At 61.8% G+C, this 24,845-nt stretch carries 26 protein-coding genes and 2 pseudogenes; 20 read left to right on the top strand and 8 right to left on the bottom strand.

All coding sequences use genetic code 11. The features are described 5' to 3' along the window. Nucleotides 1-17: 17 nt before the first annotated feature. Nucleotides 18-1,310, bottom strand: coding sequence for an MFS transporter (locus ACE10X_RS31105; RefSeq protein ID WP_375763327.1), 1,293 nt, complete (start codon nt 1,308-1,310; stop codon nt 18-20). Then, nucleotides 1,310-2,023, bottom strand: a complete 714-nt coding sequence (locus ACE10X_RS31100; protein ID WP_028336881.1) for a hypothetical protein — start codon at nt 2,021-2,023, stop codon at nt 1,310-1,312. Before ACE10X_RS31100 ends, ACE10X_RS31105 begins: the two co-directional genes overlap by 1 nt. A 63-nt stretch (nt 2,024-2,086) precedes the next feature. Here ACE10X_RS31100 and ACE10X_RS31095 point away from each other — a divergent pair, with 63 nt between their 5' ends. From ACE10X_RS31095 to ACE10X_RS31085, 3 genes are all read left to right on the top strand, one after another. Then, a complete protein-coding gene (locus ACE10X_RS31095; RefSeq protein ID WP_375763326.1) occupies nt 2,087-3,106 on the top strand; it encodes a GlxA family transcriptional regulator in 1,020 nt (339 codons plus the stop codon). 165 nt (nt 3,107-3,271) lie between these two features. Then, entirely contained in the window at nt 3,272-4,405 is a 1,134-nt protein-coding gene (locus tag ACE10X_RS31090) for an alpha-hydroxy acid oxidase (protein WP_375763325.1), read from the top strand. A 143-nt stretch (nt 4,406-4,548) separates the two neighbouring features. After that, on the top strand, nt 4,549-4,752 hold the full coding sequence (locus tag ACE10X_RS31085) for a hypothetical protein (RefSeq protein WP_018272818.1): 204 nt from the start codon (nt 4,549-4,551) through the stop codon (nt 4,750-4,752). 13 nt (nt 4,753-4,765) lie between these two features. Here ACE10X_RS31085 and ACE10X_RS31080 read toward each other — a convergent pair whose 3' ends face one another. Continuing rightward, on the bottom strand, nt 4,766-4,951 hold the full coding sequence (locus ACE10X_RS31080) for a hypothetical protein (RefSeq protein WP_018272817.1): 186 nt from the start codon (nt 4,949-4,951) through the stop codon (nt 4,766-4,768). 217 nt (nt 4,952-5,168) lie between these two features. Here ACE10X_RS31080 and ACE10X_RS31075 point away from each other — a divergent pair, with 217 nt between their 5' ends. Next, nucleotides 5,169-5,522 (top strand): phasin, encoded by a 354-nt coding sequence (locus ACE10X_RS31075; RefSeq protein ID WP_028343174.1) that lies wholly within the window; start codon nt 5,169-5,171, stop codon nt 5,520-5,522. A gap of 27 nt (nt 5,523-5,549) precedes the next feature. Here the strand turns inward: ACE10X_RS31075 and ACE10X_RS31070 are convergent, their stop codons facing one another. Beyond that, entirely contained in the window at nt 5,550-5,810 is a 261-nt protein-coding gene (locus ACE10X_RS31070; RefSeq protein ID WP_018272816.1) for a hypothetical protein, read from the bottom strand. 209 nt (nt 5,811-6,019) lie between these two features. Here ACE10X_RS31070 and ACE10X_RS31065 point away from each other — a divergent pair, with 209 nt between their 5' ends. Then, nucleotides 6,020-6,322 (top strand): hypothetical protein, encoded by a 303-nt coding sequence (locus tag ACE10X_RS31065; protein WP_375764628.1) that lies wholly within the window; start codon nt 6,020-6,022, stop codon nt 6,320-6,322. A gap of 101 nt (nt 6,323-6,423) precedes the next feature. Here the strand turns inward: ACE10X_RS31065 and ACE10X_RS31060 are convergent, their stop codons facing one another. After that, on the bottom strand, nt 6,424-6,609 hold the full coding sequence (locus tag ACE10X_RS31060; protein WP_028343172.1) for a hypothetical protein: 186 nt from the start codon (nt 6,607-6,609) through the stop codon (nt 6,424-6,426). Nucleotides 6,610-7,685: 1,076 nt separating this feature from the next. Between ACE10X_RS31060 and ACE10X_RS31055 the strand changes: the two genes are divergently transcribed. Genes ACE10X_RS31055 through ACE10X_RS31045 form a run of 3 tightly spaced genes read left to right on the top strand, consistent with a single transcriptional unit; the run spans nt 7,686 to nt 10,109 of the window. Beyond that, nucleotides 7,686-8,861 carry an acyl-CoA dehydrogenase family protein gene (locus tag ACE10X_RS31055; RefSeq protein WP_375764627.1) on the top strand — a complete coding sequence of 392 codons (1,176 nt, stop codon included), beginning with the start codon at nt 7,686-7,688 and terminating at the stop codon, nt 8,859-8,861. A 10-nt stretch (nt 8,862-8,871) separates the two neighbouring features. Next, nucleotides 8,872-9,426, top strand: coding sequence for a flavin reductase family protein (locus tag ACE10X_RS31050; protein ID WP_038383512.1), 555 nt, complete (start codon nt 8,872-8,874; stop codon nt 9,424-9,426). Further along, complete coding sequence (locus ACE10X_RS31045; protein WP_018272811.1) at nt 9,423-10,109, top strand: TetR/AcrR family transcriptional regulator; 687 nt, start codon at nt 9,423-9,425, stop codon at nt 10,107-10,109. Before ACE10X_RS31050 ends, ACE10X_RS31045 begins: the two co-directional genes overlap by 4 nt. A gap of 6 nt (nt 10,110-10,115) precedes the next feature. Here ACE10X_RS31045 and ACE10X_RS31040 read toward each other — a convergent pair whose 3' ends face one another. Together ACE10X_RS31040 and ACE10X_RS31035 are read right to left on the bottom strand one after the other, a co-directional pair. Further along, complete coding sequence (locus ACE10X_RS31040) at nt 10,116-10,991, bottom strand: polysaccharide deacetylase family protein (RefSeq protein ID WP_375763324.1); 876 nt, start codon at nt 10,989-10,991, stop codon at nt 10,116-10,118. A gap of 12 nt (nt 10,992-11,003) precedes the next feature. Next, complete coding sequence (locus ACE10X_RS31035) at nt 11,004-12,098, bottom strand: LLM class flavin-dependent oxidoreductase (RefSeq protein WP_375763323.1); 1,095 nt, start codon at nt 12,096-12,098, stop codon at nt 11,004-11,006. Nucleotides 12,099-12,267: 169 nt separating this feature from the next. Between ACE10X_RS31035 and ACE10X_RS31030 the strand changes: the two genes are divergently transcribed. The 8 genes and pseudogenes from ACE10X_RS31030 (at nt 12,268) to ACE10X_RS30995 (ending at nt 19,749) form a co-directional block, all read left to right on the top strand. Continuing rightward, the gene (locus tag ACE10X_RS31030; RefSeq protein WP_375763322.1) at nt 12,268-13,149 is read left to right on the top strand and encodes an FAD binding domain-containing protein; all 882 of its coding nucleotides are present in this window, start codon (nt 12,268-12,270) and stop codon (nt 13,147-13,149) included. Beyond that, nucleotides 13,146-13,499, top strand: a pseudogene (locus tag ACE10X_RS31025) ((2Fe-2S)-binding protein); the annotation flags it as partial. The gene ACE10X_RS31030 and the pseudogene ACE10X_RS31025, both read left to right, overlap by 4 nt. A 10-nt stretch (nt 13,500-13,509) precedes the next feature. Continuing rightward, a pseudogene (locus ACE10X_RS31020) lies at nt 13,510-15,019 on the top strand (xanthine dehydrogenase family protein molybdopterin-binding subunit); the annotation flags it as partial. A 67-nt stretch (nt 15,020-15,086) separates the two neighbouring features. Then, complete coding sequence (locus ACE10X_RS31015; protein WP_375763321.1) at nt 15,087-16,340, top strand: ABC transporter substrate-binding protein; 1,254 nt, start codon at nt 15,087-15,089, stop codon at nt 16,338-16,340. Nucleotides 16,341-16,393: 53 nt separating this feature from the next. Continuing rightward, a complete protein-coding gene (locus ACE10X_RS31010; protein ID WP_038379171.1) occupies nt 16,394-17,278 on the top strand; it encodes a branched-chain amino acid ABC transporter permease in 885 nt (294 codons plus the stop codon). A gap of 9 nt (nt 17,279-17,287) precedes the next feature. Continuing rightward, nucleotides 17,288-18,274 carry a branched-chain amino acid ABC transporter permease gene (locus tag ACE10X_RS31005; protein ID WP_016843858.1) on the top strand — a complete coding sequence of 329 codons (987 nt, stop codon included), beginning with the start codon at nt 17,288-17,290 and terminating at the stop codon, nt 18,272-18,274. Then, on the top strand, nt 18,271-19,041 hold the full coding sequence (locus ACE10X_RS31000) for an ABC transporter ATP-binding protein (protein ID WP_038383519.1): 771 nt from the start codon (nt 18,271-18,273) through the stop codon (nt 19,039-19,041). The genes ACE10X_RS31005 and ACE10X_RS31000 overlap by 4 nt, the downstream gene beginning before the upstream one ends. Nucleotides 19,042-19,044: 3 nt before the next feature. Then, nucleotides 19,045-19,749, top strand: coding sequence for an ABC transporter ATP-binding protein (locus tag ACE10X_RS30995; protein WP_038383520.1), 705 nt, complete (start codon nt 19,045-19,047; stop codon nt 19,747-19,749). Nucleotides 19,750-19,785: 36 nt separating this feature from the next. On the opposite strand, the gene ACE10X_RS30990 is transcribed toward ACE10X_RS30995, so the two are convergent. Next, nucleotides 19,786-20,937, bottom strand: coding sequence for a zinc-binding dehydrogenase (locus tag ACE10X_RS30990; RefSeq protein ID WP_038383521.1), 1,152 nt, complete (start codon nt 20,935-20,937; stop codon nt 19,786-19,788). A 193-nt stretch (nt 20,938-21,130) separates the two neighbouring features. Between ACE10X_RS30990 and ACE10X_RS30985 the strand changes: the two genes are divergently transcribed. Genes ACE10X_RS30985 through ACE10X_RS30970 form a run of 4 tightly spaced genes read left to right on the top strand, consistent with a single transcriptional unit; the run spans nt 21,131 to nt 24,843 of the window. Continuing rightward, a complete protein-coding gene (locus ACE10X_RS30985; RefSeq protein ID WP_038379181.1) occupies nt 21,131-22,138 on the top strand; it encodes an ABC transporter substrate-binding protein in 1,008 nt (335 codons plus the stop codon). 38 nt (nt 22,139-22,176) lie between these two features. Further along, nucleotides 22,177-22,992: an ABC transporter permease gene (locus ACE10X_RS30980; protein ID WP_375763320.1), complete on the top strand. Its 816-nt coding sequence runs from the start codon at nt 22,177-22,179 to the stop codon at nt 22,990-22,992. A 4-nt stretch (nt 22,993-22,996) separates the two neighbouring features. Next, nucleotides 22,997-23,782, top strand: coding sequence for an ABC transporter permease (locus ACE10X_RS30975; RefSeq protein ID WP_375763319.1), 786 nt, complete (start codon nt 22,997-22,999; stop codon nt 23,780-23,782). After that, the gene (locus ACE10X_RS30970) at nt 23,779-24,843 is read left to right on the top strand and encodes an ABC transporter ATP-binding protein (RefSeq protein WP_038383524.1); all 1,065 of its coding nucleotides are present in this window, start codon (nt 23,779-23,781) and stop codon (nt 24,841-24,843) included. The genes ACE10X_RS30975 and ACE10X_RS30970 overlap by 4 nt, the downstream gene beginning before the upstream one ends. Nucleotides 24,844-24,845 lie beyond the last annotated feature (2 nt).

Raw genomic sequence — 24,845 nt, 5'->3', positions numbered from 1 at the left:
CTACACTCATAACGACACTAACGAGCTATCAACTTGCTTCTCATCAAGAGCGGTCCGGCAATGCCCGGCAGCGACATGAGAAGCAGAATGACAATCAAGGCGCTGTAGCCGCCGTCGCCGATCGCGGCCGTGTTGTGTACGGCGTCGGTCCCCGAGGCGTTGCTGGCGGCGAGCATCGCGAAGCCGATGATGGGCTGCGAGATGCCGGCGAAAATTCCGGCGGCCGTGGTGTTCACGGATGCGCCCACACCGATCAGATCGGCGGTGTAGAGCTTCTTGACGCATTTCAGCACCAGCGGGACGGTGCCGCCGGCGACGAGCCCCAAGGCAGTGAACATGACGGTGACGTAGGCGAGTCCAAATGTCTGGGCGATCGGCGGCAGCAGCATCGCGATCAGCAGCATGCGCAGCACGCAAATGCCGATCAGCGCGCGATCGAGCGCCGCCGCGGCGCGATCGGCGGCGTGACCCAGGAAGATCGAGCCGAGCGCATTGCCGATCATGAAGGCGAGCAGGGGCGTGCCGGCGGCTGTCGGGGAGATATGGAAGAAGTGCGCGACCATCGGAATGCCCCAGACGCCCGACAGCGTCGTCACCACCGCGAAATGCGACGCAAACGTCATTGCGCAACCCCAATTCGCGACATGGACCAGCGATCGCCGCGCGGCGAGTACCACGCCCTTCAGCGTCTTGTTGCTGTGCGAGGCCGGATCTGGCTTGAGCGCGAGCTTGGCGAAAGCGAGGTTGGCGAGGCCAACGCAGGCGATGAACAGGAAGCAGGCCCGCCAGCCGAACCCTGAAACCGCAGCTGCGAGCGGCGTGGTCGCGATCACGCCCCCGACATAGCCGGAGACCTGCGAGATGCCCGACATCATGCCGAACCGCTCATCCGCGAAGCTTTGTGCCACGAGCTTCAGGAGTGCGGTGAAGACCAGCGCGTCGCCGCAGGCGACGATCAGGCGTGCAACAAAAACGTCGAGCAGGTTCGGTGCCAGCGCGAACGCGGCGCTGCCGAGCGAGGAGGCGATCATGCTGACGAGGACGACGCGCTTGACGCCGTAACGGTCGACCAGAAGGCCTGCCGGAATCTGCATCAAGGTGTAGCCCCAGAAGTAGCTTGAGGCGAGCATCGCAACGCCGGCCGCGTCGGTGTTGAAGTCGTGCATGAAATTGAGGCTGACCGACTGCGGCGATACGCGCTGCAGGAAGGCGATGGCGTAGGCGATGGCCACCGCCGTCCACGCGAGATAGGCGCGATCGGTGAAGCGCGACGTCGGGGCATAAACAGCTTGTTGTCCGAGCATCGACATCACACCCTCGCGTAACCCACCGAGAAAAGGGCATCCGCAGAATTCGGAATCTTCCGCGACATCGCGGCATCGACCAGCGACGCGGCGCCATGATAGGCCTGCCGATGGTGCTTAATGTGGCCGTAGGCGCCGCGCATGATCATGTCGGGCAATTCGAGCGGCTTGCCCGGATAGAGCGAGGTACACATCTCGATACAGGCCGCCTGTAGGGCGAGATCCTGCGTATCGTCGAGCAAAGATGGAGTCACTTTTTCGCAAATCTTAGCGTTCGCCGCCCAGACGATCGGGTTGCGGGTTCGCCAGCCGTAGAGCACGTTGCCCTCGGCTCTCGCGGCGGCGCCGGAGCATTTCAGCACTTCCGATGTGAAGAAGCCGTAGAAGCCGCGGCCCTGGTGCGCCGGGAGCACTTCCGTGCCGCTGCGATAGATTCCAAGTCCGGCCGACATCTCCAGGATGCGGTAGACCGAGAAGGCAATGAGGCCGGACCGATCGTAGACGAGGATCAGGCTATACTTCTTGTCGAAGGGCGAGGAGGTTGCTGTCCAGTGCGGCTCGGTGGCCTGCCAGTTGACGGCAATGATGCCGTTCATGGCGTCCATCAGCGGCTGACGGTCGCAGGCTTCGACCCGGGAGGCATCGGGTAGACTGTAGATCGCGTAATCCGTCCAAGGCGATTTGATCGCCTCGTATCCGCTGCCCAGATTTCGCGACATGGCAGAACTCCAGAATTCCAATGCGAGCTATACAGGGCAGCCTCGAATGGCTTAAAGGACAATATGCCCTCGAAAACTGCCAAAGCGCCCCGGCCTGAGCCGCGCGACAAGAAAGCGACGCGGCGGGTCGCGATCATTGCCTTTCCCGGTGTGACCTTGCTCGACATCTCGGGACCGGCTCAGGTGTTTGCAGAACTGGAAGCGATCGAGCTGCCGGGACCGGACTACTCGCTGTCCTACCTGTCGACCTCCGGCGGGTTGGTGCCGACCGATGTCGGCATGATGATCGACACGGCGCCGATCGACAGTATTGCGCCCGCCGAGGTCGACACGCTGGTGATCCCCGGCGGGCCCGGCATCTGGAAGATCCGCAACGACGCGAAGTTGATGAACTGGATCGCGGACGCGCTGCCGAAGGCGCGCCGTATCGCGTCGGTTTGCCTTGGCGCATTTGCGCTGGCCTGGACCGGGATTCTGGACGGTAAGCGGGCAGCAACGCACTGGCGTTATTGTCCCCGTCTGCAGGATAGCTTTCCCAATATCCGAGTTGAGCCCAACGCGATCTTCGTCAAGGACGGACGGGTCTGGTCATCGGCCGGGGTCAGCGCCGGCATCGATCTGGCACTCGCCATGATCGAGGAGGATTTCGGCCACACCATCGCGCTCGATGTCGCGCGCAGACTTGTGGTGTTTCTGAAACGGCCGGGCGGTCAGAGCCAGTTCTCCACCGTCCTTGCCGCACAGGCATCGGACGTCGAGGGACGCTTCAGCGCGCTGCACGCCTGGATCATCGAGAACATCACGAGCGACCTCAAGGTCGAGACCCTCGCGGAAAAGGCGGGGATGACGCCTCGCACCTTTGCCCGGACCTATGTCAGCCGCACCGGCATGACACCCGCAAGCGGCGTCGAGGCGCTGCGCGTGGAGACGGCGCGCTTGCTGCTCGAAAGCCGCCAGATCGGCGGCGTGGTCGAGGTCGCCAAGCGCGCGGGATTTGGCGATGACGAGCGAATGCGGCGGGCCTTCCTGCGCCACCTCGGCGTATCGCCGACCGAGTACCGAAACCGGTTTTCGGGCAGCTAGCTCACCTCGTGCGAGGCCGTCTGGATGCGGACCGCTTCGCGTCGAAAGTCGATCTATCTCACGAGCGAATAGCTGGCCTTCGCTGGCAGGATTCGTGGCTCAAGGTGGTAGCTTTTCCGGTTTGTCTGCGGCTAGTGTGCCGGCCAAATCGGGAGAAGAAACACCATGAATGACGGGACCCCCATTCGTCAGGCGCGCAATGTCGAACTCGGCGCCAGCGGCGAGGAATTCCAGAACCTGCACGAATTCGCGCGAAAGGCCCGCGCCAAGCTGAATCAGAACGCCTGGGACTACATCGTCGGCGCCTCGGAGACCGAGACCACGATGCGCCGCAACAGAATGGCGCTCGACGAGATCGCGTTCCGGCCGCGCGTCCTGCGCAACGTCATCAACGTCGATCCTTCCACCGAGGTATTCGGACGCAAGCTCCGGCTTCCCGTGATGATCGCCCCGGTCGGCGCGCTCGAGATCTTCGATCCGGATGCGGGCGCGGCCGTCGCGCGCGGGGCGGGAACGTTCGGCGCGGCGCACATGCTGAGTTCGGTGTCCGAGCCCGGGCTGGAGAACACCGCCAAGGCGGCACCGGACGCGCTTCGTATCTTCCAGCTCTATGTGCGCGGCGACGATGCATTTGTCGAGGATGTGGTCAGCCGCAGCATCGACAACGGTTACGCCGCGTTCTGCCTCACCGTCGACACCGCCCATTACAGCCGGCGCGAGCGCGACATAGCCAAGCGCTATGTCCGCGAGAGCCGCATCCGCGCCACCGGCGGCGATTTCCAGAAGGGGCTGGAATGGCGGACGGTGAAGTTGATCAAGGACAAGTTCAAGATTCCACTTATCCTCAAGGGGATCGCCACCGCCGAAGACGCCAAGATCGCTCTCGACCACGGGGTCGACTGGATCTACGTCTCAAATCATGGTGGCCGACAGCTCGACCATGGCCGTGGGTCCATGCATGTCCTGCCCGAGATCGTTCAGGCGGTCGCCGGCCGTGCCAAGATCATGGTCGACGGCTCATTCTGCCGCGGCACCGACATTGTGAAGGCTATCATTTTGGGCGCTGATCTTGTCGGAATCGGCCGCCTGCAGTGCTGGGCGCTCGCCGCGGCCGGCGAGGCCGGCATTGTCCGGATGCTTGAACTGCTCGAGGATGAGGTGATCCGCTGCCTCGGTCTGCTCGGCGTCACCAGCTTTGCCGAACTGGACAAATCCTACCTGCATCCGGCGATGCCGACCAATCTGCCGAGCGTGTTCAGCGCATTCCCGCTTCTCGATATCGATCCCTACCGCTACTGAGCCGCTGCGAGCGATGCATGAAGCGCTGGCGCGATCGAGGCGTTGTACGCCTCGATCGCGCCAGCCGCCACCAATCTGTGGTGTCCATGAAGCCGCCGCGGCAACGACAAAGTCTGATCCAAATGCCGCACTAGTCGAGGCGGATGGCAAACAATCCATTCGCGGAATTTTCACTCGAGCGCGCGATCGGCTTGCGCTGGACCTTGCGGGATATCCAGGCCGGTAGGCTCAAATTGTCACCGGTCAGCGATGAGGATCTGCACGTCCTCGCTGAGCTCGGTCTGATCGAACTGCATGACGACGAACCCGGGCTGACGGAGGCGGGAGCCGCCGTGCTGAGCGACTGAACGGGCGCCCGGCCTAGCGCGCGTTCAGGAAGCTTTCACCGGAATTGCAAGGCGTGCACTGATAGGTCAGCACGTCGTAGACTTGGTCGCGCGGCTCGATCAAGGCAAGCCGCATTTGCGTGCCGCACTTCATGCACGGCATCTCTATGCTGGTTTTGAACCGGGTGCAGGTCGGTGTTGGACGAACGGCGCGCAGCATCGGATACCCTTATTCCCCAGAGACGCGAACGCGACCGACGAAGAAGCCGAATCACTATGCCACAGTGCTGACATGATTGGAATCGGCTGTCGGTCGGGGCTAGGTAATTTTTCCTCGATCGGCCGGAATGGGTGAGGCTTTCATGGCTGCGATCCGGCGCTGACGCCGTCACAATCTATGCTAACCTCGCCAGACGCTTATTTCAGGGGGCGCGATCATGATTGAGCCGAAGCTTGAAGTTCCCGCCGAGTTGCGCGATCTCGCGGAAAAGACCATCGACCAGGCCGAACAGGCCTTCAGCCTGTTCTTTGATGCCGCGAGCAAGTCGATGACGACGATGCCGGGCGCCGGTACCGAGATCTCCAAACAAGCGCTGTCGTTCACCGAGCAGAACATGAAGGCGGCGTTCGAGCATGCGCGCAAGCTCGTGCACGCAACGGATCTGCAGGAGGCGATGCGGATCCAGTCGGAATTCCTGCGCAGCCAGTTCACCAATGCCGGCGAACATATGCGGCAGATCAGCGGTAGCGTGATGTCGGCGACCAAGGACGCGACGAAGGGCAAGTTCTAGGGCGGCTTTCGCGGTCCCATCGACGCTTTAGCGCCGGCGCGCGACGGCGACGCCGAGCAGAAACGCGACGAACAGGCTTGCGAGCGGCGCTTCGCGCGTGACCGCACTCACGGTGGCCAGGGCTCCGCCCGGTCGGCGCGAGGTCGCGATGGCATCGCTGAGGCGATCGGCGGCCGCTCGAAGTCCATCCGACACCTCCGTGATCGTACGCGAAACGTCCGTCGCGGTGTCGATCGCTCGTTCACCGAGTGTGGGCTGAAGCGGGGACTCGGGTATTTCGGAGCTCATGTGCGTGCCGCAATTTCATTGAAGGCCAGATGACCGACGCCGGGTGACCGCCCCCTTTCCGCACGTTCTGAACGGCGGTGGCGGCCACATATCCCAGAAATTCCGCAGCGGTGGATTGGTTCCACCGAATATGCCTCGCTTTCACGTCGGGGAACCGGAAACTTACGCGCGGGTCGCGGCTTGTTTCCGTGGAGGAGACGATGATGACTATGCAGACGCATGGCATTGCGGATGGCGGTTCGGTCAAGCATCGAAATCGGCATGGTGGCACGCCGCTGTTGGTGGCGGCCGTGGTTGCGATCCTCGGCGTGCTCGGCATGCTGATCGTGGATCACGGCCCGTGGAACAAGCCGAACGTGCAGCCGGCTGCTTCGGCTAACTACTCAACGACCGGCGAGGCGGCGCGAGCCGCTGGCGCAAAGGTCATACCGACCGAGCCCAAGGCACCGATCGAGCCTGTTCCACCCGGCCCAAAGCCCGCTCATCCGGCAAATCCGAGCACGCCGCAATAGGTGCCGGCGTTGGTGGGATCACATCCCGACGCAGGCCGCAGGAATTGACTCGTCGGGCAAATCAGCGGCACAAAATCATCGTCGGAAATATCGCGGGATGATCAGCGAACGCTGACCAGCATGCCCCACGCTGCTGCAAATCCTGCACCGACGAGAACCAGCACCGGACTATCGCAGAACATGCCGCCATACTGGCACATGGTGGCACCAAGAGAGCCGATCTGATGATGACCCGCGGCGTAGAACAGGCCGGACAGGACCGCGAGCACGGCAGCAACGAAATACATCGACGCTTCCTCCTTGCAATCGAATGCGGCGCGGGTCAGTTCGACCGACGCGAGCCAAAACTGTATTGATGTCGATCCAAATATTGTGAGCTGTCCGCTTGACGCGTCGGGCAACTCAGCGGCACACCGACATCATTGCAGCAAGCATAGGCGCTTGGCGCCGGCTCGCGTTGCGATTCCGGATCAATGCGCAAACTTTCGTTCAAGGCGGTTTCTCACCGTCGAAGCCGACGCATCGCATTTTACCGATCGCATTCAACCCGAAAAGAGGGTTTGACCCGTCGGGCAACTCAGGGGCATGATCCGAAAAGCAGAAATTGTTGAGCCCGCGCGGAGCAATCCGCGGCGGGCTTTTTCTTTGCCATCTCGCCCACTCGACGGTGACTATCGATGCATGAAGCCGACGTCGAGCAATCGTGATGGAAACGTTGATCGAGCAAGATCGGGCGCGCCGAAGCGAAATCGACGCCACTGTAGTCAAGACCATTGCGACAGTCTTCACCTCATTCGGTTTCGAGGAAGGGGGCCGACGAAAGCTGCGCTGATTTTCAACATCTCCGACAATGGCGCTAGAACGCGGAGCAGGCGCAAAGCTATGCGTTCAAAGCGTTCATCACAGTAATCGCCACGGGATTTCTCGGAGCCGTTTGGTTAGGCATAGGGCGACGCTCGGAAAATAACTGCGGCGCGCGGATCCGAGTTGTTGCGAACAATTCGTCCACCTAGAGGTCCCTAGCCGAACCGACGGGGCCATTTTTTGCATTTTCCGGTCAGTAGGTAGCACTTTCGATGCCGTCGCTAGCGGGATCGAATCTTGGCCACGGGAGTGCTAGAATGGCCAGTCCAGCGCGAACGACGCATCGATCGAAGCGTTCTCTCAAAATGGGCGCTCGGCAGCGGTCGCGGATCCTGAGCGCTGAATTCGCGAAATGCAGGCTTGCGCGTCTTGGTGATCGGTCGATAAACTGAGTTGACGGCTCGATCGCACGTGCAAATGTCTTGGAGATCGAACGAAGGAAGAGACCATGGTTGAGGTTGACCGCGGGCTCGACACGAAGCTACAGCCAGGCCCGGATATGGATCGTTATTCGGTCATGGTGGCACGAGCCAAGGCGCTTGTTCCGGCCTTGCGCGAACGGGCATCACGGACCGAAGAGCTGCGCCGATTGCCGCCGGAGACCGAGCGGGATTTGCTCGATAGCGGCCTTTTCCGGATCCTGCAGCCCAAGCGCGTCGGAGGCAGCGAGCTCGACTATGTTGCGCTGGTCGACTGCGCCGATGCCCTCGGGCAGGGAGACGCCTCGGTCTCCTGGAATTTTGCCAACCTTGCAAGTCACCACTGGATGCTGGGTATGTTCGCGCCCGAAGCGCAGAGCGCGGTGTGGGGAGAGGATCCGGATGCGCTGATCGCGTCTTCCTTTGTCTTCCCGGCAGGTCGTGCGAGGAAGACAGGTGGGGGGTATGTTCTGAGTGGTCATTGGCCGTTTTCGTCCGGGGTGGAATCCTGCGGATGGAACATGCTCGCGAGCGTGGTCGCCTCGGATGATGAGGCCGATGGTATCGAGTATCGGCTGTTCCTGTTGAACAGTCGGGACTACAGCATCGACGACACCTGGAATGCGGCTGGTTTGCGCGGAACGGGATCGAACGACGTGCGGGTAACCGACGCATTCGTTCCCGAGCATATGACGGTTGCCGTCAGCGATCTTGCGGGAGGTGCGACGCCGGGCAGTGTCGTCAATCCGAATGCGCTCTACATGCTTCCGGTGTTTTCGTTGTTTCCCTATGTGTTGTCCGGGGTTGGTTTGGGAAATGCGCAGGCTTGCCTTGATGACTATGTCGAGATCGCGCGACACCGCGCTTCGACATATAACCGGGCCAAGATCGGGGACCTGCAAAGCACACAGATCAAGATCGCCGAGGCGTCCGCGAAGATAGATGCCGCGCGGCTGATCATGCGCACGAACTGCGTTGAGGCGCTTGCGGAGGTCCGGCGTGGCGATATCCCGGGCATTGCAGCGAAGACGAAGCTCCGGCGCGACGGCGCGTTCGCGGTCAATTTGTGCACCGAAGCGGTGTCTCTTCTATTTGCGGCGGGTGGCGCACGCAGCCTGTTCACTTCGGGAGCGTTGCAGCGCCAATTCCGCGACGCCCATGCGGTGAATTCGCATCTCGCGTTCAATTTCGACGCGGCGGGCACCAATTACGGGCGGGTGGCTCTGGGGCTGCCGTCTGAAAACCTGACGCTCTGAGGTTAGCCGGATGTCCGACTCACCCAAACATCCGCTGGATCCCGCCAGTGAGCTCGCAAGCGATAGTTCGGCGATCGATCCCCGTGATTTCCGCAATGCGCTCGGTACGTTCGCAACAGGTGTGACGATAGTCACCGCGATGTCGGCTGAAGGACGGCCGTATGGAATTACCTGTAATTCCTTTGCATCGGTGTCGCTCAACCCGCCGCTGGTGTTGTGGAGCCTGGGCATGTTTTCGCAGGGGCTGCCGATCTTCCAGAATGCCAGCCATTTTACGGTCAACGTTCTAGACGCGTCGCAGCAGGCGCTGGCGATGCAGTTTGCCAGATCGTCGGGTGACAAGTTCGCGGGTGTGAGCTGGACGCCGGGTCTCGGGAATGCTCCCGTGCTTGCCGATGTGGTCGCGAATTTTCAATGCCGTGCCGCCAACCGCTACTATGGCGGGGATCACGTCATTTTCCTGGGCGCGGTGGAAGCCTATGCCTATAACCGGAACAGTCCGCTGTTGTTCGCGCGCGGAGGTTTTGGCCGGTTCCTGGCTGACGGTGGTGACAAGACATCATGAATCGAAAGACGCCCGTCAAGCGCGTTCGTGCCAAGCAGAGGCGACTATCAGCTGTCGATCGTCGCAGTGAATTCGTTACCAAGGCAACCGAGCTATTTGCGGAGGAGGGATTTGGCGGCGGCACGCGCGCCCTTGCTCACAAGCTCGGCGTGACGCAGCCGTTGCTTTACCGCTACTTTCCGAGCAAGGACGATCTCATCAAGGAGGTCTACCGCAAAGTATATCTCGAACCCCTTGAAATCGGCTGGGAGAAGTTGCTCTCGGATCGGTCACGTCCGCTCCGCGTGCGGCTCCAGGAATTTTACGAAATCTATACCGACGCGATTTTCAACCGAAGATGGCTCCGGATCTATCTCTACTCCGGCTTGAAGGGCCTCGATATCAATCGCTGGTATGTTGGCATGGTCAAGGACAAGATCCTGACGCGCATTCTCAGGGAATGCCGCCACGACGCGGGCCTCGCGACGCAAGGCAGGCCCAGCGCCGCAGAACTCGAGCTGGCCTGGGTGTTTCACGGCGGCATCTTCTATTATGGCGTACGCAAGTACATCTACGAGGCGCCTGTTCTCGAGGACAAAGCGCAGATGATCAGTGACGCGCTGGATATCTTCCTCGCGGGATTTGAGAGGATGGCGGAGAGCGCGACCGATCGTCGACGGGCGCCGATCAAGGTCGTCGGCTGAGTCGCGCTAGATTGTCGCCATCTGACCCCGATACCAATCTCCGATCTCGCTTGCCGTCATGAGGGCGACGCCGTCATGGCCGATGACATAATCGAGCAGGGCCTCGAGGTACTTGATACGATGCGGCACGCCCGTGATGTAGGGATGCACCGAGATGGCCATGATCCGCGCGTTCTTTGCGCCCTCAAGATACAGCCGATCGAACTGGTCAGTGCAGCGCGTCAGGAACTGTTCCGACGGAAGGTGTTGCAGCGCGTGAATGACAATGTCGTTGGTCTCGACCGAATAGGGAATCGTCGTCACGGTGCCGTGCGGCGTGGCGATGTCCTGGGGGAGATCGTCGATCACCCAATCGGCCACGTATTCGATCCCGTTGAGGCGCAGGAGATCGAGCGTTTCTTCGGTTTCGGTCAGGCCCGGGCTTTCCCATGATCGCGGCGGCTTGCCGGTAAATCCAGCAATCGTGTCGACCGCGCGTTTGACTGCGTCCGCCTGGTTCTCGACCTTGTGCATCGGACCTTGCAAAAACCCATGTCCCATAAATTCGAAGCCCGCCTCGCGCGCTGCCGACGCCACACGCGGATAGCTGTTGCAGACGTTGGCGTTCGCAGCCAGCGTCACCGGTATCTTTCGATCGGTGAAAGCTTTGAACTGCCGCCAGAAGCCGGCGCGCATGCCATATTCATGCCACGACCAGTTCGGCACGTCGGGCAGCAGGGGCTGGCCCATCGGTGGGCTCAGCACGGTGCGTGGCATCGCATTTTCGATGCGCCATTCCTCGACATTGAGGATGACCCACACGGCAAGCTTCTTGCCGTCAGGCAATGTCAGTTTCGGTCGGTCGACCTGTGCCTGGTACGGAATGCGATCAGTAAAGGCCATGTCGAACCTCCTTCACGTCGATGATCCGGCAGCGGCATTGATCCGCGGCAGGACCTTGTCGGCCATCAGGATCATCGATTGACGGCCAAGCTCGCGATCTTTCCAGTCCTTGCCGGCGTAAAGCAGGGTTCCGAAGGTGCCAATGTCTTCCTGGAACGCCAGCAACTGGTCAGCCACGCTTTCGGGCGTGCCGTAGATGATCAATTTGTCGCAGATCGACTCCAGTGTAACCTCAGCGTCGGGTTGGTCCCGTCGCGTCTTGAACAATTCAAGCCGGCCACTGCGCTTCAGCTTCGTGAACAGCTGGTGATAATAATACACGTAGGGACTATCGGGCGATGTGGCATACGCCTTCGCGGTTGCTGCATCCTTTGCCACGAACACGCTCTTGGCGACACGCCAATTGGCAGGCTCGGCTGCCCGGTTCATGCGTACGCAACCCTCGACATATTTCGGCCAGTGGCTCTTCACCCACGCAGGCATCAGGAAGTTGGCCGAGATCGGATCCCAGCCGCGCGCCGCCGCCTCCGTGACGCCCTTTGAGAATGGCGCAACCGCGGTCACCACGATTGGCGGGTGAGGGGCCTGCAAAGGGCGAGCGACGATTCCCTGGCCGATGTCCTCGATCAGGGTCTTTTTGACCGAGATGTTCCAATATCTGCCCTGCAAATCATAGGGCGGCTTACCGGCCCAGATATCAAGAACCTGATTGATGGCCTCGAGGAACATGGCACTACGGTCGGCGTCGAGATTGCCGAAAACCTCCGCGTCGGACAGCAATCCACCAGGGCTGATTCCAAGTATGAAACGACCGTCAAGCATGTGATCGAGCATGGCGACAGCCGCTGCGACTGCTGCCGGATGCGTGTTTGGCATGTTGATGGTGCCGGTTCCAAGCTTGATCTGCTTGGTTGCGGCTGCGAGCCAGGCAATGAAGGCGATGCTGGAGGTGATGTTCTCGGCCTTGTCGGTGACGTGCTCGCCGACATACGCCTCGGCGAACCCGAGCTCATCCGCGAGCAGAAAAGCCTCGCGATCCTCCCGTAGCGATTGTCGCCAATCCTTGTCGAGAGGATGGATCGGCATCGTAAAAAGACCGAGCTTCATGATCCGCCTCCCCGCGATTTGAGCTTTTGTTGGCAAGGAACCTGCGTCCTTCCCGACGCGAAGACAAGCCCTGTCGCACAAATAATCACTCGATAAACAAGCTTGACCTTTGAAGGGGGCGGCCCTCTAATCGGGCAAACCAAAATTGAGCCCGGGAGGCCACGCCCACATGAAAGCTGCGGCTTTCGCTTACGCCCGCGCGACCAGCGTCGTGAATGCGCTGGAGTTGCTCGCCATGCATGGCGACAAGGCGAAGGTTCTGTCGGGCGGTCAGAGCCTGATTCCGTCGATGAACCTGCGGCTCATGTCCCCGGACGTTCTGGTCGATATCGGCGGCCTCGCCGAGTTGCGCGGCATCACCGTGAGGGGAGACATGCTGGTGGTTGGCGCGCTGACCCGGCACGTCGATCTGCTCGGATCGCCGGAGGTTGCATTGCACGCGCGGCTGTTGCGCGATGCCGTTGCCCACGTTGCCCATCCCGCAATTCGCAATCGCGGAACGATCGGCGGTAGCCTCGCTCACGCCGATCCTGCCTCGGAGCTGCCGGCCTGTGTTGTGGCGCTTGACGCCACCATCGTTGTTCGGGGCTCGGTCGGCGAGCGCCGGATTGCTGCGACTGAGTTTTTCAGGGGAATCTACGAAACAGCTCTGCTGCCGGACGAGTTGCTTGTCGCGGTCGAGGTGCCGGTCGCGGGCCAAGGCTCGACATTTTTCTTTCAGGAGTATGCCCGGCGGCATGGCGACTACGCTGTTGTTGGCCTCGCCGCCCGAGCGGTAGTTGCGGCCGGCAGGTTCTCAGCTCTTCGGCTCGGCTTCTTTGCTGTTGGCGATCGGCCGTTGCTCGCGGCGGCCGCCGGCAAACTGATCGATGCCACGGTAACTCCCGCCTTGCTCGCGGAGGCGGCGACCGCACTGGCCGATGAACTCGATCCACAGGAGGACCAGCAGGCGACCGCGGCCATGCGTCGACACCTCGCGACGGTCTTGCTCCGGCGCTGCGTGGCAGCATTGCTGGCACGGCCAGAACTGGAAACGGGAGTCGGCAAGTGAACGCTCGGGTGCCGGTCTCGCTTCTGGTCAACGGCGAACCCGTCGACGCATTCGTTTTGCCGCGGCTCAATCTTGCCGATTTCCTCCGGGAAAATCTCAAGCTGACCGGAACCCACGTTGGGTGCGAGCACGGCGTTTGCGGTGCCTGCACAGTCCGGCTCGATGGCGAGATCGTTCGCTCCTGTCTGATGCTGACGCTCCAGGCGCAGGACGCGTCAGTTGAGACAATCGAGGGGCTGTCTGACAGCGGTGAAATAGCCGATCTTCAGGCGGCATTTCGCGAACGCAACGCATTGCAGTGTGGCTATTGCACGCCTGGGATGCTGATAACGGCACAGGACTTGTTGAAGCATGTGTCCGATCGAGAGTTTCAACACGGACATCCACGCCCGCGATCATCGGTGCAGGGGGCGGATCGGCGTCAGGCCGGACGGTACGATCACGGCCTTCGAGATCGACGACCTGACGGGGATCGGCCCGTATTCGATGTATCCGCGCACAAGCGCCATCGAGGCCAATCAGGTGGTCAATCTGGTCGGCGGGCCCTATGCAACGGCGAACTATCGGGCGCGGGCGCGCGTCGTCTTCCAGAACAAGAACGTGATGTGCCAGTACCGGGCGGTCGGACACCCGATCGCCTGTTCGGTCACCGAGGGCCTGGTCGATCTGGCGGCAGCGAAGATCGGCATGGACCCCGTCGAAATCCGGCGGCGTAATCTGATCGCCGACGATGCCTATCCGTGTGCGTCACCCTCGGGCATGAAGTTCGAGCAGCTCTCGCATCAAGCCTCGTTGACCAAGCTGCTTCAGATTGGATTACGACGCGTTGCGCGCTGAGCAAGCGGCCTTGCGCACCAGAAACGTCCATCGAGGCATCGGAATCGCGAGCTTCATCGAGGTGACCAATCCCAGCGCTGCCTTTTACGGCGTGGGCGGCGCGAAAATCTCATCGCAGGATGGCGTTGCGGTCCGGCTCGACGCGCAAGGGTCGGTGATCTGCCAGACCAGCATCACGGAACAGGGGCAAGGGTCGGAATCGCTGACGGCCCAGATCGTCGGGAGCGTGCTTGGCGTTTCGATGGAGCGCGTTCGCGTCATCCTGGGGGACACCGACAACACGCCCTATGGCGGTGGCACCTGGGCCTCGCGCGGTGCCGGCATCGGCGGCGAAGCCGCATTGCAGGCAGCCAAGGCTCTGCGAGAGAATATCCTGAACGTCGCCGCGGCCATCCTGCAATCGACGCCGACCGAGCTCGATATCGTCGATAACGGCATCGTCAACGCCGCTGACGGCGCGCCGCGCATCGAGCTGCACGAGCTTGCACGGATCGTCTATTTTCGACCGGACACCCTGCCGCCCGGCATCCAGCCCGAATTGATGGCGACCCGGCATTTCGTTCCGCGCCAATATCCCTTTGCGTTCACCAACGGCGTTCAGGCCTCATGGCTCGAGGTCGATACCGAGACCGGGTTCGTTAAGCTGCTGAAGCATTGGGTTGTCGAAGACTGCGGCACCATCATCAACCCGCAACTGGTCGACGAGCAGATCCGGGGCGGGGTCGTGCAGGGGCTCGGCGCGGCGCTGTTCGAGAAGTGCATCTACGACGAACGCGGTCAGCTGACCAATGCCAATATGGCGGACTATCTGGTCCCGATGTCCGGCGAGATGCCCGATATCGAGATCGGCCATGTGGTGTCTCCGACGCAGGAATCGGAGCTGGGAGCCAAAGGGGCAGGGGAGGCGGGGACGGCCGGCGCGGCAGCTGCGGTCGCCAACGCGGTCAATGACGCGCTCCGGCCGTTTGGCGCAACAATTACCGAGATTCCGCTCACGCCTCAGGTTATCCTGACCGCCTTGGGACGGATCTGAGCGGAGACGTTCCGGGCAACGACAATACGATAAGCAAAACGCAGACAGTTCTTGGGGAGGGATAGTCATGACGAAGAAGGTCACCAAAGCTGGATCGATATCGCGGCGTCGTCTGCTGACGACGGCAAGCGCCGGCGCCGTTCTTGCCGTCTCGCCTTTTCGCATCAATCTGCTTCAGGCTGAGGAAGCGCCGATCAAGATCGGCTTCCCGGTTCCTTTGACCGGTCCATACGGCGCCGAGGCCCAGGACCAGGTGCGCGCGGGTCAGCTTGCTGTCGCCCAGTTCAATGATGCCGGCGGTCTCAACGGCCGCAAGGCCGAGCTCGTCGTGCGTGACGACAAGCTCAATCCCGGTGAGGCGGCGACGCGGACCCTGGAATTGGTCGAGAAGGAGAAGGTGAATTTCGTCGTCGGCAGTCTGTCCGCGGCGGTTCAGCTCGCGATCAACAACGTCACCAAGGAGCGCGGCGTCATCTTCAATTCGATCAGCCAGTCCGACGCCATCAACGAGGCGGCAGACTTCAGCAAATACACGTTCCACGAAGCGCTGAACCCGCACATGACGTCAGGGGCGGTCGGTCGCTACGCCTTCACCAAATTCGGCAAGAAGGTTGCGTTTCTCACGGCGGACTATGCTTACGGTCACGAGATGGTTCGCGGCTTTCTCGAGGTCGGCAAGCAATTCAGCATCGAGAATCTCGGTGACATTCGCCATCCGCTCGGGACGACTGATTTCTCGACCCTGCTGCCGCGTCTCCAGGCGCTGAAGCCCGATATTCTCTGTATCAGCAATTTCGGCCGGGATCAGCAAATCGCACTGAAACAGGCAACCGACTTCGGCATCAAGAAATCAATCCAGATCATCGCGCCGCTGCTGTCGCATGCCAGTCGCGTAGCGGCGGGCCCTCAGGCATTCGAAGGTGTCGTCGGCGGCTGCTCGTTCTTCTGGGGCATCGAGGACAAGTTCGCCTCGACCAAGGCGTTCAACGACGCGTTCCGCAAGATGTATGACGGCAAATTGCCTACCGACTACGGTGCGCTCGGCTATGGCGGTGTTCGGACGGTGCTCGAAGCGGTCAAGGGCGCGGGCAGCGTGGAGACCGACAAGGTCGTCGCGGCATTGGAGGCTTTGAAGTACGACTACTACAAGGGGCCGCAATACTATCGCAAATGCGATCACCAGTCGGTGCAATCGGTGCTCGTGATAAAGTCGAAGTCCAAGGACATGAAAAACGAGTCCGACGTGTTCGAGGTTCTATCGACCGAAGAGCCTGACGAGAAGAACCTGCGTAGCTGCGACGCGCTTGGCCACAAGAGCTGAGCCATGCGCCGGCGCGCACCGCGGGGCGGTGCGCGTCGTGCTGAGGGGGACAAATGGCGGGCCTGAGCTTTGACCTGATTGCACTGCAACTATTCGCCGGGCTGGCGCTCGGCGCGATCTATGTGCTGTTTGCGATCGGCCTCTCGCTGATCTTCGGGATGTTGACCGTCGTCAACTTTGCCCATGGCGCCTTCTACATGGTCGGTGCCTATGTCGGGCTGTACCTGATTTCGATCGGCGGCAATTTCTGGCTCTGCTTGCTGGCGGTACCACTCCTGATCGGGCTATTCGGCCTTGCCGTCGAGCGCGTGCTGATCCGGCCGCTTTACGGCCGCGGCATCGATTATCCGCTACTGCTGACCTTCGGGCTGAGCTACGTCATGGTCGAATGCGTGCGCATTGCTTTCGGCAAGACTGGTTATCCCTTCGATACGCCCGAGCTTCTGCAGGGGGCTGTCAACATCGGTGTCGGATATTTTCCACTCTACCGCCTGTTCGTGATCGGCGCGACGGCCGTCGTCTTGTTGGCGCTCTGGCTGTTCCTGGAAAAAACCAGCTTCGGGCTCATCATCCGCGCCGGCGCGCGCGATCCGCAAATCGTCCGCGTCCTTGGGGTCGACGTTTCCAAGGTCTGGTTGATCGTGTTCGGGATAGGCACCGCGATTGCGGGCTTTGCCGGGCTGCTGGCTGCCCCGCTTCAAGGCGTCATTCCCGAGATGGGCGGCACGATTCTCGCCGAGGCTTTCGTGGTGACGGTCGTAGGAGGCATGGGTTCGATCGGTGGCGCCGTACTGGCGGGCCTCCTCGTCGGTGTGGTGGTCAGCATGACGTCGCTGTTTGCACCCGAGATGGCCAAGGTTTCGATCTTTGCCCTGATGGCGATCGTCCTGATCGTTCGTCCCCAGGGCTTCTTCGGCCGTGCCGGATTGATGAGCTGAGAGCCAGGGATGACCGGAGCCACCGAATCCATCAAACAGCCCCGTGCGACGGCAGGCAGTTGGTACGAATTCGCAACGCGACATCGCGCCAGCATTGTGGCCGCGGTGATCCTGATTTTCCCGTTGGTGATGCCGTTCACGGCCCTCGCGGTGAACATCCTGATCTATGGATTGTACGCCGTCGGCTTCAATCTCGTCTTTGGTTATCTCGGTCTGCTGTCGTTTGGTCACGCGGCGCTGTTCGGAACCGGTGCCTACCTTTGCGGCATCGCCATCGTCCATTTTGGCTGGCCGTGGTATGCGGCCATCGCGGCCGGGATCGCCGGCGGCCTGTTAATGGCATCGTTGATTGGCGTGCTCGCGATCAGGACCCGCGGCATCTACTTCGCGATGGTGACGATGGCGCTGTCGCAATGTATCTACTACCTCTTCTATCAGGCGGTTGATCTGACTGGCGGCGAAAACGGCCTCCGCGGCATCAACGTCCGCACTATCGATCTGTTCGGCTTGCGGCTCGACTTCATCAATCCGATGATCCGTTATTATGTCATCGCGGCCTTCGTGATTGCCGCTTTTTTCGTGATGTCGCGCATTCTGGCCTCGCCATTCGGCGCCGTCATTGAGGCTGTGCGGGAGAATGAGATGCGCGCGCGCGCGTCAGGCTATGATGTCACCAAGACCCGATTGCTGACCTTCGTTTTGTCTGGCGGCTTCTGCGGTCTCGCGGGAGCCTTGCAGGCGCTGCATCTGTCGATCGTTCCGATCGAGATCCTGCACTACGAGACGTCGGGCCTGGTCGTGATGATCGCATTGCTGGGCGGTATGGGGACGTTCTTCGGGCCGATGATCGGCGCCGCGGTGTTCCTGGTCCTGGAGAACGTGGTCTCCGTGTGGACGGTTCACTGGCAACTGATCGTGGGAGCCATCTTCATTGCATGCGTGCTGTTCTTCCCTGCCGGCATTTGGGGCACGCTGATCGCGCGAGGCAGGCGATGAGTGCCGCGGAAGACCAAACCAAAGAAATCATTCTGCGCACCAGGGGCGTCGGCAAGACGTTCGGGAAGTTTGTCGCGCTAAACAATATCTCGGCGGAGTTTTCGAGAGGAGCGATCACCTCCATTATTGGTCCGAACGGAGCCGGTAAGAGCACCTATTTCAATTTGCTGTGCGGTGCGTTTGCGCCCACCAAAGGCAGCGTTGAATTCGAGGGCAGAGATGTCACCGGCCTGCCGCAGCACCGCTTTGCGCATATGGGCATCGCAAAGTCCTTTCAGATCACCAGCGTGTTTCCGCAGCTCACGACCCGTGAAAATATCCGCGTTGGTCTGCAGGCGCTGGTGTCGAGATACGACATCTGGCGTCCCCGCGCGCGCCTGATCGAGCTTGTCGAGCGGGCGGACGAGCTGCTTGCCCTGGTCGGATTGTGGGACTCTCGCGAACGTGCGGCCAAGACGCTGGCCCATGGCGAGCAACGGGCGCTGGAAATCGGCATGGCGCTTGCCAGCCAACCCCGCTTGCTGCTGCTGGACGAGCCGACGGCCGGCATGAGCCCGGAGGAAACCCGGACCATGATGGATCTGATCGTGAAGCTCGCAAAGGAACGTACGGTCATCCTCGTCGAGCATAAGATGAAGCTGGTGCTCGGGATCAGCGATCGCATCCTCGTGCTGCACCACGGAGAGCTCCTCGCCGAAGGAACGCCGCAGGAGGTCCGGCAGAACGAGGCGGTGAAGCGGGTCTATCTCGGCCAGCGGGAGCATTGACGGATGCTGCAGATCAGCAAGCTCAATGCCTGGTACGGCGCAAGTCACGCGCTGCAGGACGTCACGCTCGAGGTGACCAAAGGCGAGATCGTCTGCCTCATCGGTCGCAATGGAGCCGGCAAGACGACGACGCTGAAATCGATCATGGGGTTGATGGGACGAACGCGCGGCTCGGTCACCTTCAAGGGCGAGGAGCTGTTGAGCCGGCCGCCGCATGTGCGCTTCGCGCTCGGACTTGCCTATGTTCCCGAAGAGCGGCGGATTGTGCAGGGATTGTCGGTCCGGGAAAATTTGCGGCTCGGGCTGGTGGCGTCGCCGGCGAAGAAGCGGGAAGTCGAGCTGATCGACGAGATCGCAGGAGTATTCCCACGGCTGGCCGAGCGCATGGACCAGGAGGCGGTCACGATGTCCGGCGGCGAGCAGCAGATGCTGGCGATCGCGCGGGCGATGATCGCAAAGCCCGACCTGATCATGCTGGATGAGCCTTCGGAGGGCATCATGCCGGTCCTGGTCGACGAGATGTTCGAGTTATTCCGCAACATGAAGGCGCAGGGAACGACGGTGCTGCTGGTCGAGCAAAACGTCGAGCTGGCGCTTGGCATCGCCGATCGTGCCTACGTCCTTGATCAGGGGGCGGTGGTGCACCAGGCGTCGGCGCAGGCCCTGCTGGCCGACGACGAGATCAAGGAACGATATTGCTCGGTGTGAGCCGGCTTTCCGGTCTCCTGCCGGCGCGAACGGACCTTACTCCGCAGCGCGCGCGATCGCGCCGGCCTTGCGAGTGGTGACGACGACCTTGATCGCGTCATCCACGCGATCCCGCGCATATCTGAGCGCCGTCGGCAGGTCGGCCAGCGGAAACGTATGCGTGTGGATTCGTGTCGCGTCGAACCGCTTCGCTGCCATCAATTCCATGGCGCGGCGAGTGGCGCTGCGGCCCTCGCCGCGGATCCCGTAAGCGTAGATGTTGTTTCGCACGAGATGCGCGATGTCCAGCGTCGCGGCCTCGTGCGGGAAGGCGGCCAGACAGATCTTGCCGCCACGATTGGTCATGTGAATGGCCTGGTTGAGTGTCGCTTCGGTGCCGGCACATTCGACGACATAGTCCGCGCCGATCCCCCCTGTTTGTTGCTTCACGACCGCAACGGCGTCTTCGTCGTTGATGTTGATAACGCGGTCGGCCCCCAGTTCCTGGCCGATCGCCAGCCGCTTGTCGCGCGTGCCGGTCAGGATCACCGGGCTTGCACCAAGCGCCTTGGCCACAGCAACTGCGAGAAGCCCGATCGCCCCCGGGCCGATCACCACGAGGCTCTCGCCGGCCACCAATCCCCCCAATTCCGTCAAGCCATACATCGACGTCCCGGCGGTCACCACGAGCGTCGCTTCCGCGTCGCTCATGCCGTCCGGTACGCGCGCCAGCGTGTTGATGTGGTTGACCGCGTATTCGGCGAACCCGCCGTCGGTCGTAAAGCCGTTGGCGCGGTGGCCCTTTTCCGGCTTTCCATAGTTGAGACAGGATGTGTACATGCCCTGGCGGCAGCGTTTGCATTGACCGCAGCCGGCGTGGATTTCGACGCTGACCCGCTCACCGATACTGAATTCGTCAACGTCCGGCCCGAGTGCGGCGACCGTGCCCATGTACTCGTGGCCCGGCGTAAAGTTCTTGTTGAAGGGCAGGCCGCCCTGAATGCTTGCCGGCGACCCAGCATGGATAATTTCGAGATCGGTGGCGCAGATCGCAACCGCGTCGATACGCACCAGGACCTCGGCACGCGAGGGGACCGGTGTTGGCTTTTCGCGAAGCAGGAGCTGATCGGGGTCGCCAAGGACCCAGGCTGCCATCAGGTCGGGGACGGGAAGGTCGTGCGACGTCTTGACGCCGGGCGGCTGATACATGGGCGCTTCCTCTTTTGGTTGACAGATAGCGCGAAACGACCGGCAGTCGCGAGCATCCGATCGTTGGCATTGGAGCCACCGCATTTGCTGCACGGCAGCAAGCGCGTCGCAAAACATTCATACGCGGCCTATACTTGGTCGCCCGGTTGATGTTGAAATCCTCATTGCATCCACTCCCAGACCGGAGCCTCCCATGAAGACCGTCCGCCTTGTCCTTGCGTTGCTGGCGCTGACGCTGATCGCGCCGTGGCAATCCGCCAGGGCGGCCGACGTGATCTGCTACAATTGTCCGCCGGAATGGGCGGATTGGGCGTCGATGCTGAAGGCGATCAAGGCGGATCTCAACTACGATATCCCACATGACAACAAGAATTCCGGTCAGGCACTGGCCCAGATCCTGGCCGAGAAGAGCAATCCGGTCGGTGATATCGGCTATTTCGGCGTGACCTTCGGCATGAAGGCCAAGGCCCAGGACGCGCTCGAGCCCTACAAGCCGGCGCATTGGGATCAGGTCCCGGCCGGCCTCAAGGACGCGGATGGCTACTGGACCACGATCCACTCCGGCACGCTCGGCCTGTTCGTGAACAAGGATGCGCTTGGCGGCAAGCCGGTGCCTGCCTGCTGGAAGGATCTTCTGAAGCCCGACTACAAGGGGATGGTCGGCTATCTCGATCCGTCGTCGGCGGCGGTCGGCTATGTCGGCGCGGTTGCCGTCAATCTGGCGCTCGGCGGCTCCCCCGGCAACTTCGATCCGGCGATCAGCTTCTTCAAGGAACTGCGCAAGAACGATCCGATCGTGCCCAAGCAGACGTCATATGCCCGCGTCGTCTCCGGTGAGATGCCGATCCTGTTCGACTACGACTTCAATGCCTATCGCGCGAAGTACTCGGAGAAGGGCAACTTCGAGTTTGTGATTCCCTGCGAGGGGTCGGTGGTGTTTCCCTATGTCGTTGGTCTCGTGAAGAACGCGCCCGACAAGGAGAAGGCCAAGAAGGTGATGGACTATCTCTTGTCCGACAAGGGGCAGGCGATCTGGACCAATGCCTATCTGCGTCCGGCCCGCCCGATTGAACTGCCGGCTTCCGTGAAGGGGAAATTTCTCCCCGACAGCGACTATGCTCGTGCCAAGAGCGTCGACTGGGGCGAGATGGAAAACGTGCAAAAAGCCTTCGTCGACCGCTATCTCGCCGAGGTTCGCTGAGGCAATATGGTGCCCTTCGCCGGGGCACCATTCTTCCGATGTCGCAAAAATCCTTCGTTTGGCTCTGCCTGCTGCCGCTCGCGGTCGTGACCACGGCATTCTTCCTGCTGCCGATGGCACGGCTGGTGGTCGCGGGTGCCGAAGGACCGCACGGGTTCGCCGGATATCTCGCCATCCTGACCGAAGCTCGTTATCGCGCGACGCTGATCAATACCGTGCTCCTGGCCGCCGCAACGACGGTCGTGACGCTGATCGTGGCGACGATAGCCGGAATGTTTCTGCAGCGGCACCGCTTTTTCGGGCGGGCCGTGCTGATCGCGATGCTGACCTTTCCGCTGGCGTTTCCCGGCGTGGTGGTCGGTTTCATGATCATTCTACTGGCCGGGCGGCAGGGGCTGATCGGCGATCTGTCGAACCGGATCTTCGGCGAGAAGTTCGTCTTCGCCTATTCGATCTACGGATTGTTCCTCGGCTATCTCTACTTCTCGATCCCGCGCGTGATCCTCACCATCATGGCGGCTGTGCAAAAGCTCGATGTCGGTCTGGAGGAAGCCGCGCGTTCGCTCGGCGCCAGCCCCTGGGCGGTGCAGCGTGACGTCGTGCTGCCCGCGCTCGCGCCGGCCTTCGTTGCGTCCGGCGCGATCGCATTTGCGACCGCGATGGGGGCCTTCGGGACTGCGTTTACGCTGGCAACGAATATCGACGTGCTGCCGATGCTGATCTATACCGAGTTCACGCTGGCCGCCAATTTCGCGACCTCGGCCGCGCTGTCGGTGGGACTTGGCCTGATCACCTGGCTCATCCTCGCGCTCGCCCGCTCGTTCAGCGGCAGCGCGGTCGCGGCGGCCGGGTGAACGCATGCGCGATCGCTTGATCTTCACCGGCCAGTTCATCTTCACGCTGCTCGTCGCCGGCTTCCTGGTGGTTCCCGCAGGGCTGTCGATCTCCGCCGGCGTGACCGTCAATTACTTCCGGGGCATCCAGTCCGGCGTGACGCTGCAATGGGTCGCGCAGGTCTGGCAGCTCTATGCCGGCACCATCCTGCTCTCCTTCGTGATCGCATTCGCGACCCTTGCCGTCACGCTGCTCGCCGGCGTTCCCGCAGCCTATGCGCTGCATGCGCGGGGAGGCCGGCTTGCGCGCATCGTCGAGGAGATCATCACGTTGCCTTTGGCGATCCCCGGGCTTGCGATTGCGCTTGCACTGCTGCTCGCCTATGGCAGCTTCGGCGACTTTCGCCGTTCCTGGCTTTTCATCCTGGTCGGACATGTGATCTTCACCATGCCGTTCATGGTGCGGTCGGTGATGGCGGTGTTCGCCACCGTGGACATCAAGACGCTGGATGAGGGGGCGGCCTCGCTCGGAGCGTCGCCATGGCGGCGATTCCGCGACGTCATCGTGCCGAACGCACTGCCGGGAATTCTCGCCGGCGCGCTGATGGTGGTCACGCTGTCGCTCGGTGAATTCAACCTGACCTGGATGCTGCATACGCCGTTGACCAAGACACTGCCGATCGGGCTCGCCGACAGCTACGCCTCGATGCGGCTCGAAGTGGCCTCGGCCTATACGCTGATCTTCTTCGTGATGATCATTCCGTTGCTGGTCGCGATGCAGCTGCTGGCCGACAGGGATCGCAAGCGATGAGTACGGCCGGGCATGGCGCAGCAGTGCGGATCGAGGCGTGCGGCAAGACCTTTGCCGACGGCACGCGCGCGCTCGATCCCGCAACCCTCGACATCGCGCGCGGCGAGACGCTGGTGCTGCTTGGGCCGTCCGGCTGCGGCAAGACCACAATGCTGCGCATCATAGCAGGGCTCGAGCTGCCGGATGTCGGCGGCAAGGTCCTGTTCGACGGCAAGGACATGACCTCGGTCCCGATCGAGCGGCGCAATGTCGGGATGGTGTTCCAGTCCTACGCCCTGTTCCCCAACATGTCGGTGGCGGACAATATCGCCTACGGGCTGAAGATCCGCGGTGTTGCGAGGGGCGAGCGCGCCGCGCGCGTCGCCGAACTGGTTGCGCTGACGAACATCACGGGATTGGAGAATCGCCGCATCGACCAGCTTTCGGGCGGCCAGCGCCAGCGCGTCGCGCTGGCGCGCGCCGTCGCGATCCGGCCCGGCATCTTGCTGCTCGACGAGCCCTTGACCGCGCTCGACGCCGCGTTGCGGGACCGGCTGCGGAGCGAGCTTAACCGGCTGTTGCGCGCGCTTGGCATCACGACGATCTATGTCACCCATGATCAGGCCGAAGCCATGGAATTGGGCGACCGGATTGTCGTGATGCGGAAAGGCGCAATCGCGCAGATCGGCACGCCGCGCGAGGTCTACTTCGCGCCGAAGGACCGGTTTGTGGCGGAGTTCATCGGAGCGGCGAACATTGTGGAAGCTCCGGTCGAGAACGGCGTATTGATCCTGCCCGGCGGGCGACTGCCGATCGAGGGTGCAGCGACGACCGCGAACGCGACCGTCATGATCCGCCCTGAAACCATTCGCGTGACGGAGGCGGGCGCGGGTTTGCTCTCGGGAATCGTCGATTCCGTCAGCTTCATCGGCGACCGGCAGCGGCTCGTCGTGAGCGGTGCATCGAGCAAGCCGCTCAATGTGGACGCTCCCAACACGATTCAAGCCAGGATCGGCGATCGTGTCGGGCTTTCGATTGCGCCCGACGCTGTCCGTCTGCTCTCCTCCGAACCACGAGATTGATC

Origin of the sequence: Bradyrhizobium sp. Pha-3 (assembly GCF_042258325.1) — a bacterium.
Lineage (GTDB): Bacteria > Pseudomonadota > Alphaproteobacteria > Rhizobiales > Xanthobacteraceae > Bradyrhizobium > Bradyrhizobium elkanii.
This window is presented reverse-complemented; position numbering and strand designations above follow the sequence as displayed.

Bases quoted from the DNA above. Each gene is read 5' to 3' on its own strand.
- ACE10X_RS31105 (WP_375763327.1), bottom strand. From the start codon at position 1,310: ATGTCGATGCTCGGACAACAAGCTGTTTATGCCCCGACGTCGCGCTTC.
- ACE10X_RS31100 (WP_028336881.1), bottom strand. From the start codon at position 2,023: ATGTCGCGAAATCTGGGCAGCGGATACGAGGCGATCAAATCGCCTTGG.
- ACE10X_RS31095 (WP_375763326.1), top strand. From the start codon at position 2,087: ATGCCCTCGAAAACTGCCAAAGCGCCCCGGCCTGAGCCGCGCGACAAG.
- ACE10X_RS31090 (WP_375763325.1), top strand. From the start codon at position 3,272: ATGAATGACGGGACCCCCATTCGTCAGGCGCGCAATGTCGAACTCGGC.
- ACE10X_RS31085 (WP_018272818.1), top strand. From the start codon at position 4,549: ATGGCAAACAATCCATTCGCGGAATTTTCACTCGAGCGCGCGATCGGC.
- ACE10X_RS31080 (WP_018272817.1), bottom strand. From the start codon at position 4,951: ATGCTGCGCGCCGTTCGTCCAACACCGACCTGCACCCGGTTCAAAACC.
- ACE10X_RS31075 (WP_028343174.1), top strand. From the start codon at position 5,169: ATGATTGAGCCGAAGCTTGAAGTTCCCGCCGAGTTGCGCGATCTCGCG.
- ACE10X_RS31070 (WP_018272816.1), bottom strand. From the start codon at position 5,810: ATGAGCTCCGAAATACCCGAGTCCCCGCTTCAGCCCACACTCGGTGAA.
- ACE10X_RS31065 (WP_375764628.1), top strand. From the start codon at position 6,020: ATGCAGACGCATGGCATTGCGGATGGCGGTTCGGTCAAGCATCGAAAT.
- ACE10X_RS31060 (WP_028343172.1), bottom strand. From the start codon at position 6,609: ATGTATTTCGTTGCTGCCGTGCTCGCGGTCCTGTCCGGCCTGTTCTAC.
- ACE10X_RS31055 (WP_375764627.1), top strand. From the start codon at position 7,686: ATGGATCGTTATTCGGTCATGGTGGCACGAGCCAAGGCGCTTGTTCCG.
- ACE10X_RS31050 (WP_038383512.1), top strand. From the start codon at position 8,872: ATGTCCGACTCACCCAAACATCCGCTGGATCCCGCCAGTGAGCTCGCA.
- ACE10X_RS31045 (WP_018272811.1), top strand. From the start codon at position 9,423: ATGAATCGAAAGACGCCCGTCAAGCGCGTTCGTGCCAAGCAGAGGCGA.
- ACE10X_RS31040 (WP_375763324.1), bottom strand. From the start codon at position 10,991: ATGGCCTTTACTGATCGCATTCCGTACCAGGCACAGGTCGACCGACCG.
- ACE10X_RS31035 (WP_375763323.1), bottom strand. From the start codon at position 12,098: ATGAAGCTCGGTCTTTTTACGATGCCGATCCATCCTCTCGACAAGGAT.
- ACE10X_RS31030 (WP_375763322.1), top strand. From the start codon at position 12,268: ATGAAAGCTGCGGCTTTCGCTTACGCCCGCGCGACCAGCGTCGTGAAT.
- ACE10X_RS31015 (WP_375763321.1), top strand. From the start codon at position 15,087: ATGACGAAGAAGGTCACCAAAGCTGGATCGATATCGCGGCGTCGTCTG.
- ACE10X_RS31010 (WP_038379171.1), top strand. From the start codon at position 16,394: ATGGCGGGCCTGAGCTTTGACCTGATTGCACTGCAACTATTCGCCGGG.
- ACE10X_RS31005 (WP_016843858.1), top strand. From the start codon at position 17,288: ATGACCGGAGCCACCGAATCCATCAAACAGCCCCGTGCGACGGCAGGC.
- ACE10X_RS31000 (WP_038383519.1), top strand. From the start codon at position 18,271: ATGAGTGCCGCGGAAGACCAAACCAAAGAAATCATTCTGCGCACCAGG.
- ACE10X_RS30995 (WP_038383520.1), top strand. From the start codon at position 19,045: ATGCTGCAGATCAGCAAGCTCAATGCCTGGTACGGCGCAAGTCACGCG.
- ACE10X_RS30990 (WP_038383521.1), bottom strand. From the start codon at position 20,937: ATGTATCAGCCGCCCGGCGTCAAGACGTCGCACGACCTTCCCGTCCCC.
- ACE10X_RS30985 (WP_038379181.1), top strand. From the start codon at position 21,131: ATGAAGACCGTCCGCCTTGTCCTTGCGTTGCTGGCGCTGACGCTGATC.
- ACE10X_RS30980 (WP_375763320.1), top strand. From the start codon at position 22,177: ATGTCGCAAAAATCCTTCGTTTGGCTCTGCCTGCTGCCGCTCGCGGTC.
- ACE10X_RS30975 (WP_375763319.1), top strand. From the start codon at position 22,997: ATGCGCGATCGCTTGATCTTCACCGGCCAGTTCATCTTCACGCTGCTC.
- ACE10X_RS30970 (WP_038383524.1), top strand. From the start codon at position 23,779: ATGAGTACGGCCGGGCATGGCGCAGCAGTGCGGATCGAGGCGTGCGGC.